Source organism: Sulfitobacter sp. F26204, assembly GCF_026410305.1.
Classification (GTDB): Bacteria; Pseudomonadota; Alphaproteobacteria; order Rhodobacterales; family Rhodobacteraceae; genus Sulfitobacter.
Genome location: NZ_JAPMLQ010000003.1, coordinates 373,915 through 388,288 on the forward strand (window position 1 = coordinate 373,915; position 14,374 = coordinate 388,288).

At 56.1% G+C, this 14,374-nt stretch carries 15 protein-coding genes; 9 read left to right on the top strand and 6 right to left on the bottom strand.

What is annotated here, in order from left to right; genetic code table 11:
- Positions 1 to 133 precede the first annotated feature (133 nt).
- Together OS190_RS10675 and OS190_RS10680 are read right to left on the bottom strand one after the other, a co-directional pair.
- On the bottom strand, positions 134 to 532 hold the full coding sequence (locus tag OS190_RS10675; RefSeq protein ID WP_267158668.1) for a cell division protein ZapA: 399 nt from the start codon (positions 530 to 532) through the stop codon (positions 134 to 136).
- Positions 532 to 1,011, bottom strand: a complete 480-nt coding sequence (locus OS190_RS10680) for a hypothetical protein (protein ID WP_267158669.1) — start codon at positions 1,009 to 1,011, stop codon at positions 532 to 534. The genes OS190_RS10675 and OS190_RS10680 overlap by 1 nt, the downstream gene beginning before the upstream one ends.
- Before the next feature lie 260 nt (positions 1,012 to 1,271).
- On the opposite strand from OS190_RS10680, the gene tkt reads away from it, so the two are divergent.
- Both tkt and OS190_RS10690 read left to right on the top strand, forming a co-directional pair.
- Positions 1,272 to 3,293, top strand: coding sequence for a transketolase (gene tkt / locus OS190_RS10685; protein WP_267158670.1), 2,022 nt, complete (start codon positions 1,272 to 1,274; stop codon positions 3,291 to 3,293).
- A gap of 252 nt (positions 3,294 to 3,545) precedes the next feature.
- Positions 3,546 to 3,713 (top strand): hypothetical protein, encoded by a 168-nt coding sequence (locus OS190_RS10690; protein WP_267158671.1) that lies wholly within the window; start codon positions 3,546 to 3,548, stop codon positions 3,711 to 3,713.
- Between the two features lie 172 nt (positions 3,714 to 3,885).
- Here OS190_RS10690 and OS190_RS10695 read toward each other — a convergent pair whose 3' ends face one another.
- Complete coding sequence (locus OS190_RS10695) at positions 3,886 to 4,875, bottom strand: DUF808 domain-containing protein (protein ID WP_267158672.1); 990 nt, start codon at positions 4,873 to 4,875, stop codon at positions 3,886 to 3,888.
- 190 nt (positions 4,876 to 5,065) lie between these two features.
- Here OS190_RS10695 and gap (OS190_RS10700) point away from each other — a divergent pair, with 190 nt between their 5' ends.
- The 3 genes from gap (OS190_RS10700) (at position 5,066) to gap (OS190_RS10710) (ending at position 7,419) form a co-directional block, all read left to right on the top strand.
- A complete protein-coding gene (gene gap, locus OS190_RS10700) occupies positions 5,066 to 6,067 on the top strand; it encodes a type I glyceraldehyde-3-phosphate dehydrogenase (protein ID WP_267158673.1) in 1,002 nt (333 codons plus the stop codon).
- 93 nt (positions 6,068 to 6,160) lie between these two features.
- A complete protein-coding gene (locus OS190_RS10705) occupies positions 6,161 to 6,304 on the top strand; it encodes a hypothetical protein (RefSeq protein WP_267158674.1) in 144 nt (47 codons plus the stop codon).
- A 113-nt stretch (positions 6,305 to 6,417) separates the two neighbouring features.
- Complete coding sequence (gene gap / locus OS190_RS10710) at positions 6,418 to 7,419, top strand: type I glyceraldehyde-3-phosphate dehydrogenase (RefSeq protein ID WP_267158675.1); 1,002 nt, start codon at positions 6,418 to 6,420, stop codon at positions 7,417 to 7,419.
- 23 nt (positions 7,420 to 7,442) lie between these two features.
- On the opposite strand, the gene coaD is transcribed toward gap (OS190_RS10710), so the two are convergent.
- The 3 genes from coaD to OS190_RS10725 form a co-directional block, all read right to left on the bottom strand.
- On the bottom strand, positions 7,443 to 7,937 hold the full coding sequence (coaD, locus tag OS190_RS10715; protein WP_267158676.1) for a pantetheine-phosphate adenylyltransferase: 495 nt from the start codon (positions 7,935 to 7,937) through the stop codon (positions 7,443 to 7,445).
- A gap of 81 nt (positions 7,938 to 8,018) precedes the next feature.
- The gene (locus OS190_RS10720) at positions 8,019 to 8,453 is read right to left on the bottom strand and encodes a CBS domain-containing protein (protein WP_267158677.1); all 435 of its coding nucleotides are present in this window, start codon (positions 8,451 to 8,453) and stop codon (positions 8,019 to 8,021) included.
- A gap of 61 nt (positions 8,454 to 8,514) precedes the next feature.
- A complete protein-coding gene (locus tag OS190_RS10725; protein WP_267158678.1) occupies positions 8,515 to 9,411 on the bottom strand; it encodes a LysR family transcriptional regulator in 897 nt (298 codons plus the stop codon).
- 150 nt (positions 9,412 to 9,561) lie between these two features.
- On the opposite strand from OS190_RS10725, the gene OS190_RS10730 reads away from it, so the two are divergent.
- From OS190_RS10730 to mmsB, 4 genes are all read left to right on the top strand, one after another.
- A complete protein-coding gene (locus OS190_RS10730; RefSeq protein WP_267158679.1) occupies positions 9,562 to 11,061 on the top strand; it encodes a CoA-acylating methylmalonate-semialdehyde dehydrogenase in 1,500 nt (499 codons plus the stop codon).
- Between the two features lie 183 nt (positions 11,062 to 11,244).
- A complete protein-coding gene (locus OS190_RS10735; RefSeq protein ID WP_267158680.1) occupies positions 11,245 to 12,387 on the top strand; it encodes an acyl-CoA dehydrogenase family protein in 1,143 nt (380 codons plus the stop codon).
- Positions 12,384 to 13,415 (top strand): enoyl-CoA hydratase/isomerase family protein, encoded by a 1,032-nt coding sequence (locus OS190_RS10740; protein WP_267158681.1) that lies wholly within the window; start codon positions 12,384 to 12,386, stop codon positions 13,413 to 13,415. The genes OS190_RS10735 and OS190_RS10740 overlap by 4 nt, the downstream gene beginning before the upstream one ends.
- A gap of 9 nt (positions 13,416 to 13,424) precedes the next feature.
- Positions 13,425 to 14,309, top strand: coding sequence for a 3-hydroxyisobutyrate dehydrogenase (mmsB, locus tag OS190_RS10745; protein WP_267158682.1), 885 nt, complete (start codon positions 13,425 to 13,427; stop codon positions 14,307 to 14,309).
- Positions 14,310 to 14,374: the final 65 nt, after the last annotated feature.

The following is a 14,374-nucleotide window of genomic DNA, read 5'->3' on the forward strand; positions in this document are numbered from 1 at the left end:
CTTCTCTACAGCGGCGCGGGGCCTATTGACCCCTTGACCAAGGGGCGTCGACCCGTTCCGCGACGAAAGGCGGACCGGTTTTTCATTTTCCGTGGAATGGTAAATGGGCCAGATGCCCTGCCCTGCGCCGACATCAGGAAGTGGTGGCGGATTTTTCTTCCACAGCGGCTGCCAATGCTTCAGCCTGAGCGGCAACTTCGGCCAGCGTATCAGTGACCTGTTGTGGCACGACCGGAACTTCGATGCGTTCCGGTTCGACCACTGCATTGCGCAAGCCGGCCAGTTCGGCCTCGCGTTCTGCCAGTTCCGCACGGACCTCCTTGATCTTGTCTTCAACGCTGGCGGTCTTGTCAGCCAGTAACAGCCCCGCCATCAGCAACATCCGCGCCTCTGGCATGCGCCCGACTTGATCACTCAGAACCTGGGCCTCGTCGTCCAGCATTTTGGCGGCGGCATGCAGATAGCCTTCTTCGCCTTCCTGACAGGCCACTTCGAACTGACGACCACCGATTGTAATACGTGTTTCCGGCATCAAACTGTCTCCTCATCGCTTGCAGTTTCCAACAAGGGCGTCAAAGCAGCAAGTATGGCAGTCGATTCCGCCACATCCGATGCCCGTGCCGCACGCAGGCCTTCCAACTCGGCCAGCATGGCCTTGTTGATCAGATGTGGGTCGCCCGCACCTTCGCTATTGGCTTTTTGCAGCGCTTCGCAGGCTTCAGTCAATTGCAGATTGGCCCGTCGTACCCGCTGCAGATCTACGTCCAGTTGCGCCAGACGGGTCTCGGCTTCTTCGACCTGCGCCCGCAATTTTGCGGTTTCGCCGTCCAGCTTTGTCTTGAGCGCACGAACACGTTCTGTCAGTTGCGCATTCGCGGTTCTCTCATCTTCTAGTGCCTGCACGGTTTCCGGGTCCGGTCCGGCAGGCCCTGTGCCGATTTTGTCCAAGCCGCTGGCCACCCGGTCCATCGCGGTAGTGATACGGCGCTGTAGCTCGTCGATGTTGCGCATGTCCCTGACATCCCCTTTAGCGTTCATCCTATTGTCGGCCTTTTCGCATTTCCGTCACCGAATCGCTGAAAAGCCCTGTTTAGGCAATCCTACCCAAAGAAATCAGCAAATGCGCCCCCCGTTTGAGATCAGCCACTTGAACGGCGAAGTTGAACCGTTGCAACAGGTCTGCCTGTGGTCAGTATCGCCTTTGGCTTGAACTTTGCGGGTCTGCTGGTATGCACAGGCGCAAATCCCCCTCTCCGATAAGGAAGCATCTCTTGGATCTGAACGCCCTGCGCACCGCAAACCCTGACCATTGGTCCAAAGCCACCGCCATCCGCGCCCTGACGCTGGATGCCGTCGCCGCAGCAAACTCTGGCCACTCCGGCATGCCGATGGGCATGGCTGATGTCGCCACTGTGTTGTTTGGCAACCACCTGAAATTCGATGCGGCCAATCCGCTTTGGCCCGACCGGGACCGTTTCATCCTCTCGGCGGGACACGGCTCCATGTTGCTTTATTCACTGCTTCATCTGGTAGGTGACGCGCAGTTTCCGCTCGAAGAGATCAAGAACTTTCGTCAGATGGGTGCGCGCACTGCAGGCCACCCCGAGAACTTTCTTGCGGACGCCATCGAAGTCACGACAGGACCTCTGGGCCAGGGCATCGCCAATTCGGTTGGCTTTGCAATGGCCGAGGAAATTCAACGGGCGACCTACGGCGACAAGATAGTCGATCACTATACCTATGTGATAGCCGGCGACGGATGTCTGATGGAAGGTGTCAGCCAGGAAGCGATTTCATTGGCGGGCCGACACAAGTTGTCCAAGTTGATCGTGATGTGGGACAACAACAATATCACCATCGATGGCCCCGTCACCCTGTCGGACCGTACCGATCAGGTAAAACGATTCGAGGCTGCCGGCTGGGAAACCATCGAAATCGATGGCCATAATCCAGCAGAGATTGACGCCGCCCTCACGGCTGCACGCAAGTCGGATATGCCGACAATGATCGCCTGTAAAACTCATATCGCTCTGGGGCACGCGTCACAGGATACGTCCAAAGGCCACGGTGCCTTGACGGACCCTGCGCAACTTGAGGCTGCCAAGGCCGCCTATGGTTGGACAGCAGGTTCTTTTGAAGTGCCGGATGATGTGAAATCCGCATGGGAGGCCATCGGCAAACGCGGTGTGGCCGAACGCAAGGCTTGGGAAGAGCGTTTCGACAAGATGCCGCGTGCCAAGCGCGAGACTTTCAATCGCGCCCTGGCAGGTGATGCCCCCAAGAAACTGAGCGCGACCATCAAGGCCTTTAAAAAGCAGATGTCTGAAACCGCGCCAAAGCTCGCGACCCGCGCTTCTTCGGAGAAAGCCCTCGAAGTGATCAACCCGATCCTTTCCGAAACCGTTGGCGGCTCGGCCGACCTGACTGGGTCAAACAATACCAAGACCGGTGATCTGGGCGTATTCGATGTCGACAATCGTGCCGGCCGATATGTCTATTGGGGGGTGCGCGAACACGGCATGTCCAGCGCGATGAACGGCATGGCGCTACATGGGGGCATCCGTCCTTATGGCGGTACCTTCATGTGTTTCACGGATTACGCCCGCCCTGCGATGCGTCTGGCGGCGCTGTCCAAGATTCCGACGGTTTTTGTGATGACCCACGACTCCATCGGCCTCGGCGAAGACGGGCCGACCCATCAACCGGTTGAGCATCTGGCCATTTCCCGTGCCACTCCGAATACCTATGTTTTCCGCCCCGCAGATACCATTGAAACGGCTGAAGCCTGGGAAGTCGCACTAACGGCCAAGTCGACGCCTTCGGTTCTGTCTCTGACCCGCCAGGGGCTTCCTACGCTACGGACCGAGCACAAGAATTCCAACATGGTCGAAAAAGGCGCTTATGTCCTGGCGGACGCGGAAACAGGAACAAAGCGCCAGGTGATCCTGATCGCCACCGGCTCAGAAGTACATCTGGCTTTGCAGGCGCGCGAAATGTTGCAAAGCGAAGGCATTGGCGTCCGCGTCGTTTCAATGCCCTGCATGGAATTGTTTGCCGCCCAGGACGATGCTTATCGCAAGCGCATCCTGCCCGGTGGCGCGGTGCGCGTCGGCATCGAAGCCGGTGTGCGTATGGGATGGGATCGCTGGCTGCTGGGTGAGCGTGGCAAATTCGGCAAAGCCGCTTTTGTCGGCATGGACAGCTTTGGTGCTTCTGCCCCGGCTGAAGAATTGTTCGAGAAGTTTGGCATTACCGCCCAAGGCATTGCCACAGCGGCCAGAGACCTGCTTTAACCCTGACAATTGACGTTGAAATAAATAGTTTCAAATGATGCCCCGCCACACAAAGGCGGGGCATCCTTGTTTCAGCTCCTGGTTTTAAGCGCAAAACCGCTCATGACCAGCCATCGACCGCTCGTTTCCGCGCGCCGACAGATTTGCGTCGCCTTGTTCCCGACCTTAACCTATGGTTGTGTGGTGGCTTGTTAATATCTTGTTATCTCCTGCTGCGCTAAGCTAAATCCTCAACCCGCGAAAGGAGTACACATGCCCATTGCATTATTGATGGCTGCATTTTGCTTTGGCCTGATGGTTGCACTGCTTTGGCTATGCTTTGGCGGGTCAGGGATGATGGCGTTGGTTCTGTATGTCCTGTCGGGCCATTTGGTCATCGCGGGGGTGTTGAGCCAATTCGCCATGCGTCGCCAGCGATAGATACAGATCACGATGGTTCTATACAAACGATTGTCAAACCTTTCCCGTGCATTACCCTGCTTAGGTTTAAATATTGTTCTGTTTCAATCGGATATGGTGCATTCTACAGGCACAGGTCGACGGGCCTTCAGATTATTGAAGGTTCAAGAGGAATAGTTCGCTCGCCTGAATTTCAGTGCCCGTTGTTTGCCTTGGCATCCCGCTGAAAGAGCTTGCGCCACAAGGGCGTAACCAATTTTTCACCCACGGGAATAAGCGCGAGCCCCAATATCAGGCCGAATACGCCGTCCATCGCCGCCTTGGTAAACCATTCGGTAACGCCCTGAAACTGAGCAGGCACAAGGTGCCCTACCTTCGCAGCCAGATCATGAATCAGGTGGCCCGGTTCATTCAATCCAAGTTCCTGCATGCCGTGAATGATGATTGATCCACCAACCCAGAGCATCGCCGCTGTGCCGATGACAGTCAGCGTTTTCAGAAATCCCGGCATGGCTCGTACCAATCCGCGCCCCATGGCGCGCGAGATGGCAAGGCGACCGCGGTTGGCCATGGCAAGGCCCAGATCATCCATTTTGACAATGACGGCCACGGCCCCGTAAACAACCACTGTGATCATCACGGCAACAGCAGCCAGCGTTGCCGCCTCCATCCAGAAATTGCTTGTCGGGATGGCGGCCAAGGCAATTGTCATGATCTCGGCCGACAGGATGAAATCAGTCTTGATTGCCCCTGCTGCCTTTTGTTCTTCGAGACGCGCAGGGTCTTCAAGGGTGGTTTTCTGCCCCGGAAATTCCGCATGGCCATGGCTCAGCCCAAGCACATAGGCAACCTTCTCGGCCCCTTCGAAACACAAATAGGCACCGCCCAGCATCAAAAGGGGTGAAATGGCCCCCGGCGCAAATGCGGACAAGGCCAGCCCGGCGGGTAACAAATATAGCAATTTGTTGCGCAGACTGCCCTTGGTGATCTTCCAGATGATCGGCAGTTCGCGGTGGGCGGCAAATCCCTGCACATATTTCGGTGAGACAGCCGCATCGTCGATCACCGCCCCGGCTGCCTTGCTGCCAGCCTTGGCCGCTTGACCGATGACGTCATCAATCGACGCTGCAGCGACTTTGGCAATCGCTGCGACATCGTCAAACAAGGCTATCAAACCGCTCATGCTATCCCCTGTACTTTGTGCCTCACAGTTAGCGCACCCGTCCAAAGGGGCAAACCCACTATGGCAATCGCTTTAACGCTAACATAAAAATTTAGCGCTAACAGCAACTTATACTTAGCTTTCCCTCTTTAATCTATGTCCTTGCCCCCGTTATAGAGCGCACAAGCTCCCAGACCAAAGGACGACCCTCATGCCCATCAAAGTCGGAATCAACGGATTTGGCCGCATTGGCCGCTGCACGCTGAATCATATCGCCGCATCTGGCCGCGATGACATTCAGGTGGTCAAAATCAACGCCACCGGTCCAATTGAGACTGCAGCGCATCTGCTGAAGTACGACTCGGTGCATGGTCGTTTTCCAGGGCAGGTCAATATTGACGGAGGGTATCTGAACCTGGGACAGAACGACATCGAAGTCATGTCTTCCTACAATCTGGAAGAACTGGATTGGACCGGTTGCGATCTGGTGCTGGAATGTACGGGCAAATTCAACGATGGCAACAAGGCAAAGGTGCATCTTGAACAAGGTGCAAAACGCGTTTTGCTCTCCGCACCCGGCAAGAACGTCGACCGTACGGTCGTTTACGGCGTTAACCACGACCAGTTGCAGAAATCCGACCGGATGATTTCAAACGGATCCTGCACGACAAACTGTCTTGCGCCACTTGCCAAGGTCATGCACGAAGCCGTGGGCATCGAAAGTGGTCTGATGACCACGATCCACAGCTACACAGGCGACCAGCCGACGCTCGATCGTCGCCATTCAGACCTGTACCGCGCCCGTGCCGCTGCAATGGCGCTGATCCCGACCTCCACCGGTGCGGCCAAAGCACTGGGCGAAGTATACCCCGCGATGAAGGGCAAACTTGACGGCACTGCCATCCGTGTCCCCACTCCCAATGTCAGCGCAGTGGATCTAACCTTTACGGCGTCGCGTGATGTCACAGTTGAAGAGGTCAATGCCGCGGCCAAATCAGCTGCCAGCGGGTCCATGAAAGGCGTGTTGGGATATGATCCCGAACAAAAGGTCAGCGTTGATTTCAACCACACCGAGGAATCCTGCATTTTCGCGCCGGATCAAACCATCGTGGTGGCAGGGCGTACCGTCCGCGTGCTGGGTTGGTATGACAATGAATGGGCCTTTTCAGTGCGCATGGCGGATGTGGCTGTGGCTATGGGAAAACTGGGCTAAACGCCCTACCCGAGCTTTCCCCATGGGGCCAGCCCCTTGCACGACCTGCCAGCCCCTGTCATATCGGGGCGGACCATTTCGGAGTGGAGCCACGTGACCAATCTTATCGCCTTTATCCTGGGGATATTGCTTGTTGGGGCAATAGCGGTGGATTGGGCGTTCTACGGCACCGAACACATGATTTTTCTTGGCAAGAAAATGCTGGAATTGATCGAATGGGTTGCCTTCTGGCGCTAGGCCGGTCGAAATCATCTATATTGTATTGGTACTTGTTTCCCGCGCCCCAGGCGTTGACATGAGCCACACAGTGATCATTTTCTACACTGTGCATTTGATCAAAAGGTGATGTCATGACGGTAAAACTTGCCATCAACGGCTTTGGCCGCATCGGGCGCAACATCTTGCGGGCGCTTGTCGAGCGTGGCGGCACCAACTTCGAAGTGGTGGCCATCAACGACCTTGCCCCGTTGGAAACCAATGCGCATCTTTTTGAGTTCGACTCCGTGCACGGACGGTTTGGCCGCCCGGTGCGCCTTGGCGACAATACGCTTGACGTGGGGCATGGGCCGATCCGCGTCACCGCCGAACGATCACCCGACAATCTGCCCTGGGAGGATGTGGATATTGCCCTCGAATGCACGGGGTTCTTCCGCAGTCCCGAAAAAGCGGCGCTGCATCTTGCCAATGGCAGCAAACGTGTGCTGATCTCTGCTCCCGCAAAGGGAGATGTCAAGACAGTGGTTTACGGCGTCAACCATGATCAGATCACTGCCACGGACCAGATCATCAGCAATGCTTCCTGCACGACGAATTGTCTGGTGCCGGTTGCACATGTCCTGCATGAGACCTTTGGCATCTTGCGGGGTCATATGACCACCGTGCACAGCTATACCGGCACGCAGCCGGTACATGACCGCGCCCACAAGGATCTTTATCGTGCGCGGGCGGCCGCCCTTTCGATGATCCCAACCACCACAGGTGCTGCTCAGACGCTCGGCGTCGTATTGCCTCATCTGGAAGGGTTAATCACGGGAACGGCCATCCGCGTGCCCACACCCAATGTATCCTGCTGTGATCTTGTGGTCGAACTTGGCCAAGATGCAAACGAATCCCAGATCAATCAGGCAATGCAGGATGCTGCCAACGGCCCATTGAAGGGTGTGCTTGATGTCACCGCACGCAAGTTGGTCTCGACAGATTTCAACCACGACCCGGCAAGCGCGATTTTCGCCAGCGACCAGACAGCGGTGCAACAGGGCAATCTCGCCCGGGTCCTGGTTTGGTATGATAACGAATGGGCCTTTTCCAACAGGATGCTGGATACGGCAGGTGTCATCGCCCGCTTTCTTTAGGCTCAGCGTTTGTTACTCTGGGTCTAGCCTGCGAATTTCGCCCGCACCTGAACATCCACGCTTGGCGTCACAAATTTGCTGATGTCGCCGTTCAACCGTGCGATTTCTTTGACCAACTTGCTTGCAATCGCCTGATGCTGCGCCTCGGCCATCAAGAATATGGTTTCAATCGTGTCGTTCAACTGCCGGTTCATGCCGACCATCTGATATTCATATTCAAAATCCGCGACGGCCCGCAATCCGCGCACGATGATCTGCGCGCCGACATCATTGGCACAATCAATCAGAAGATTCTCAAAAGGATGAACAACAATTTCGATGCCCGTCTGCTTGGCGAGGGACACACATTCCTCTTCAATCATCGCAACGCGTTCTTCCAGGGAAAACAATGGTCCCTTGTCCCGGTTGATCGCAACGCCGATCACCAACTTGTCCACCAACGTGGCCGCACGTCGAATGATATCGATATGGCCCAATGTGATAGGGTCAAAAGTGCCGGGGTAAAGGCCAATGCGCATGCGGCGTCCTGACTGTTCAGTTATGGGCGGCGGTTCATTCGCTGCACATGCAAACATGCAGTGCAGATCGGTGCAAGCAGGTTAGTGCCCCATTATCATCCCTTCAAGGGCATCTTTTTCCATCGCCAGTTCTGTCAACCGCGCTTTGACAACGTCACCAAGGCTGATCAGACCTACCAGTTCCCCGTCTTCCAGGACTGGCATGTGTCGGAACCTGCCATCGGTCATTTGCTGCAAGATAACATCCGCGCGGTCATTCAAGCTGCAGGTCACCAATTCGCGTGTCATCAATCTGTCCACAGTCAGCGGCAGACAACTGGCCCCCTGTTTGCCAAGTTCGCGCACGATGTCGCGTTCTGAAAGGATGCCATCCGGTGTCTTGCCGTCGGATGAGATCACCAGCGTCCCGATGCGTTTCTCCGACAACATCCTTGCCGCTTCCGAGATCAACATGGTTGGCGGTGACGTGACCACAGACTGATCGGATTTGGATTTCAGGATTTGTGAGACATGCATTGCAGTTCCTTCCGATTGGCGACCCTCAGAGTCCAATCGTTCGCCACAAAGGTACGTAGTGTCAAGCTTTCCTCTCCAACCGTGAGACTTCGCTGCGCAAAGCGCCGCTGAGGATCTCTGCAAACTGACCAAGCTTCTGATTGCCCTGGTCGTCAGCATGCCGGATCAGATAGAAGGCGCGGCGCAGGGAAACCTCCCGAGATAGGACTTTCTCGACTCCCGACAGAAACGGCAGGGCAAAGTCATGCACCACACCGATACCACCCCCCTGCTGGATCATATGCCCTTGAACCGAGACAGAGTTCGATCCCAGTGTCACCGACGCCAAGCCAAGATCCTCAAGATAATCCAGTTCCCTGTCAAAGATCATATCCGGGATGTAACCGACAATGCGATGGCTCTTGAGCGTGTTCACGTCACTGATCGGTCCGTGTTTCTCAAGATATTGTCGAGAGGCAGCCAGATGCAGTTGATAATCGGTGATTTTCTGCACGGTCAACCGCCCGGCCTCAGGTGCGCTGACGGCGATTGCCATATCTGCTTCGCGCCGCGACAGGTTGAAGACCCGCGGCAAGGCGACAACCTGAATGTCCAGTCCGGGATGGTCCGAGGCGATTTGAGCACAGACCTGCGGCAACAGGAAATTCGCGATGCCATCAGGGGCACCGATACGGATTTGTCCGGTCAACCTGTCGCTGGCTGCCGCCACGCCCGCAATGGCCAACCGCATCGCCTGCTCTGCGGCCTCCGCACGTTCCAGCAGTTGCGCCCCTGCAGCGGTCAAAGCATAGCCCTGCGGTGATTTTACAAACAACACCGCCTCAAGAGCCGCCTCCAGGCGAACCACCCTTCTGCCCAGAGTTGCCGGATCCAGCCGCAAGGCCTTGCCCGCCCCGGACAGGCTTTGAGCCCGCGCCACGGCAAGAAAGAGGCGCAGGTCGTCCCAGTTATATGCCATTGCGCGTGTCCCCTCCTGAAGGCTCCCCCGATTGCGGGTTCGGATGTCAAAACGTTTTGCAAAAAAGCAAATTCAATTTGCATTCTTGCCTCTTTGCTTTGCCTTTTTGCAAGACTAGGATGCCGTTAAACCAATATTGCGGAGAACACCATGCAAGAACTCACCCACTATCTGAACGGCGCGCGTGTCAAAGGGACCTCCGGCCGGTTCTCGGACGTGATGAATCCCGCGACAGGCGAAGTGCAGGCAAAATGCCCACTCGCTTCGAAAGAAGAACTGGAACAGGCCGTCGCCTATGCCGCGGCGGCGCAACCCGCCTGGGCCGCCACCAATCCACAGCGCCGCGCACGGGTGCTGATGAAACTTGTAACGCTTCTGAACCGCGACATGGACAAGTTGGCCGAAGCCCTGTCACGCGAGCATGGCAAGACCCTGCCCGATGCTGCAGGCGACGTGCAGCGCGGGCTGGAAGTCGTTGAATATTGCATCGGTGCGCCTGAACTTCTGAAAGGTGACTACACCGATTCCGCCGGCCCCGGCATCGATATGTATTCCATGCGTCAAGCTCTTGGTGTGACAGCGGGCATTACCCCTTTCAACTTTCCAGCCATGATCCCGATGTGGATGTTTGCGCCTGCCATTGCCTGCGGCAATGCCTTCATTCTCAAGCCCTCCGAACGTGATCCGTCCGTTCCTCTGATGCTCGCCGAGTTGTTCGAGGAAGCCGGCCTGCCCAAAGGTATCCTGCAGGTCGTGAACGGCGACAAAGAGGCCGTGGATGCGATCCTTTATGACGACACCATCCAGTCTGTCGGCTTTGTCGGGTCAACCCCGATCGCCGAATATATCTATGGCACCGGCTGTGCACAGGGCAAACGCGTCCAGTGTTTCGGGGGCGCAAAGAACCACATGATCATCATGCCGGACGCCGATCTGGATCAGGCGGCTGATGCATTGATTGGTGCAGGCTATGGCGCTGCGGGCGAACGTTGCATGGCGATTTCAGTCGCTGTTCCGGTAGGTAACGAGACAGCGGACCGCCTGATTGAAAAGCTTGTTCCCCGCATCGAAAGCCTGAAAGTAGGTCCCTATACATCGGGCAATGACGTGGATTACGGTCCGGTTGTCACCGCTGCGGCCAAGGCAAACATCGAACGACTGGTGCAGACCGGTATCGACCAGGGTGCGGAACTGGTTGTCGACGGTCGCGATTTCAAACTGCAAGGCTATGAAAACGGCTATTTCGTCGGGCCGCATCTGTTTGATCATGCCACCAGGGACATGGACATCTACAAACATGAAATATTTGGCCCTGTCCTGACCTGTGTGCGGGCGAAAACCTATGAAGAAGCCATCGGTCTTGCCATGGATCATGAATATGGCAACGGCACTGCGATCTATACCCGTGACGGCGATGCAGCGCGTGATTTCGCCAACCGTGTCAACGTCGGCATGGTGGGTATCAACGTACCGATCCCGGTGCCGCTGGCCTATCACACCTTTGGCGGTTGGAAGAAATCCGTCTTTGGTGATCTGAACCAGCACGGGCCGGATGCGTTCAAGTTTTACACACGCACCAAGACCGTGACCGCGCGCTGGCCCTCGGGCATCAAGGAAGGTGGCGAGTTTTCCATTCCCGTAATGGAATAAACAACAGCCGGCGCAGGGGGGAGGCCCGCCCTGCGCCCCTGCCCCAAGGTGGCGCATGTTGTTGGTGCGGGATTGAGTTTATTTGCAAGATGAAGCCTGAAGTGCGGCACACCTGTGCCGTCATGCAAGATTTCTGAAAAGATTGAAGAATAGCATGCGTTCATTAACCAAAGCGAGCACACGATGGATTTTGCACTGAGTGAAGAACAAACCGCCATTTTTGACATGGCACATGCCTTTGGCCAGGAGCATATAGCGCCTCATGCCCAGACTTGGGAAAAAGAAGAAACCATCCCCAAGGATTTGTGGCCCAAGATTGCCGAACTCGGCTTTGGTTCGCTTTATGTGTCTGAAGAATCGGGGGGATCCGGACTGAGCCGGCTTGATGCCACGCTGGTTTTTGAAGCGCTTTCCATGGCCTGCCCGTCAGTGGCAGCCTTTCTGTCTATCCATAACATGTGTGCCAAGATGCTGGACAGTTTTGCCGATGATGCCTTGAAGGCACGGGTCATGCCGGATGTCCTGTCGATGCATACCGTGCTCAGCTATTGCTTGACCGAACCCGGTTCAGGGTCGGATGCCGCGGCGCTGAAGACCAAAGCAACCCGCACAAACGATGGATACAGTCTGAACGGCACCAAGGCTTTCATTTCCGGCGGTGGTTATTCTGATGCCTATGTCTGCATGGTGCGCACTTCGGAAGACGGGGCCGCGGGCGTTTCAACCGTCTATGTGCAAGACGGTACTGACGGGCTTTCCTTTGGTGGTCTGGAAGACAAAATGGGCTGGCGCAGCCAACCAACGGCGCAAGTTCAATTCGACAATTGCAACATTCCCGCCGGAAATCTGGTGGGTGAAGAGGGCCAGGGTTTCAAATATGCGATGAAAGGCCTTGACGGCGGACGTCTGAACATTGCCGCCTGTTCCCTTGGCGCCGCACAGACAGCCCTGAACAAGACGCTGGATTACATGGGGGAACGCAAGGCTTTTGGCAAGCCGATCGACCAGTTTCAGGGCTTACAGTTCCGGCTTGCCGATATGGAAATCGAATTACAGGCGGCGCGTGTCTTTCTACGCCAAGCAGCCTGGAAACTTGATACAGGCGCGCCGGATGCGACCAAGTTTTGCGCGATGGCAAAGAAGTTTGTCACCGAAGCAGGCAGCAGGATTGTCGACCAATGTCTTCAATTGCATGGTGGATACGGCTATCTTGCGGATTATGGGATCGAGAAACTGGTGCGCGATTTGCGGGTGCATCAGATTCTTGAAGGTACCAACGAGATCATGCGTGTTATCGTTGCCCGTGAAATGTTGAAAAACAGATGAGTGACGTCGAGATACGAATTCTCGGGCGTGCTGGACGGATCACCTTGAATCGCCCCAAGGCATTGAATGCGCTCACTTATGAGATGTGCCTTGCGATTGAAAATGCCTTTGATTCCTGGCGGGATGATGCAACTGTCGATCTGGTTGTCATCGATGCCGCGGGCGATCGCGGATTTTGTGCCGGTGGCGATATTGCCGAACTGTATGCACAGGGCATCAAGGGGAACTATAGCTATGGTCAGAAGTTCTGGGCTGATGAATACCGACTGAATCACAAGATATACACCTATGCCAAACCGGTCGTTTCCTTTTTGCAGGGTTTCACCATGGGTGGCGGTGTTGGCATCGGTTGTCATGGTTCGCGCCGTGTGGTCGGCGAAAGCAGCCAGATCGCGATGCCCGAGTGCGGGATTGGCCTTGTCCCTGATGTCGGCGGTTCGATGATTCTTGCACGCGCGCCGGGGCGGCTTGGGGAATACCTGGGGATAACCGCCACCAGAATGGGACCAGCAGATGCAATTTTTGCAGGTTTCGCAGATATATATGTGCCAGAACGAATGTGGACACCCTTGACCAGGGAGATGGAGGAAACTGGCTCTGCAGACGGGCTTGTCGTGGCGGCACAGACCCCACCAGAGGGGTGGCTGGAAGGGCAGATCGAACAGATCACAGCCCTTTTTACCGGTGAGGATCTGCGGGACATTGTGACGAAGCTGGGCAATGATGGCAGTGACTTTGCCATGGCCGCGCTCAAGAACATCCGCCGGAATTCCCCCCTGTCTGCAGCCTGTACTGTCGAAATGATACACCGGTTGCGTGGTCCTGCCCTTACCATGGAAAAGGCGCTTGATCTTGAGTATCGCTTTACCCACCGTGCTTGCGAACACGGAGATTTCCTCGAAGGGATCAGGGCGGCGATCATTGACAAAGACCGTGCCCCCAAATGGCAATATCCAAGCGGTGAGGTACCCTATGCCGCGGTCACCAAAATGCTGCAACCTCTGGGCGCACAGGCCCTCAAACTTTAGGAGAGACCAATGACACCCCTCACCATCGGATTTATCGGATTGGGCAACATGGGTGCGCCGATGGCGGCCAATCTGGCCGCTGCTGGCCATCGTGTGACAGGGTATGACGTTGCGGGCACAACAGCCGAAGGCGTGACACAGGCCGGCGATATCGAAGCGGCGGTAAAAGAAGCCGATGTGGTCATCACCATGTTGCCAAACGGGTCCATTCTCAGACAGGTCGCGGCCCAGACGATCACCCATATGAAAGCGGGTGCTCTGTTGATCGATTGTTCGACAGTTGATGTCGAAAGCGCGAGAAACACCTCGGAAGCCGCTGAAAAAGCGGGGTTTCTGTCCGTCGACGCTCCTGTTTCGGGGGGCATTGGCGGCGCATCTGCAGGGACATTGACCTTTATGGCGGGGGGGTCCGTCGATGCATTTGCCAAGGCGCAACCCCTGTTTGACATCATGGGACAAAAAGCTGTTCATTGCGGTGAAGCCGGTGCCGGACAGGCCGCTAAGATCTGTAACAACATGATCCTTGGCGCCACGATGATCGCCACCTGCGAAGCCTTTGCCCTGGCAGACAAGCTTGATCTCGACCGCCAGAAAATGTTTGACGTGGTCAGCACTTCATCGGGTTTTTCCTGGTCGATGAACAACTATTGCCCGGCCCCGGGCGTTGGCCCGACGTCGCCTGCGGACAATGGGTACAAACCCGGTTTTGCCGCTGAACTGATGTTGAAAGACCTTGGGCTGAGCCAGCAAGCAGCCGAGGCCGTGAACGCCGACACGCCGATGGGGGCGCTTGCGCTGGAACTGTACCGGCAATTCGTCGAAGACGAAGACGGACGGGGGAAGGACTTTTCAGCAATGCTGCCCCGGCTTTCAGCACGCAATCGCGACGGTTGAGGTCGCAATCAGGCATTTCTGAGTGGTCTTGCGCCCTAGGCTGAAGGTGAAACAGCCGGAGTACG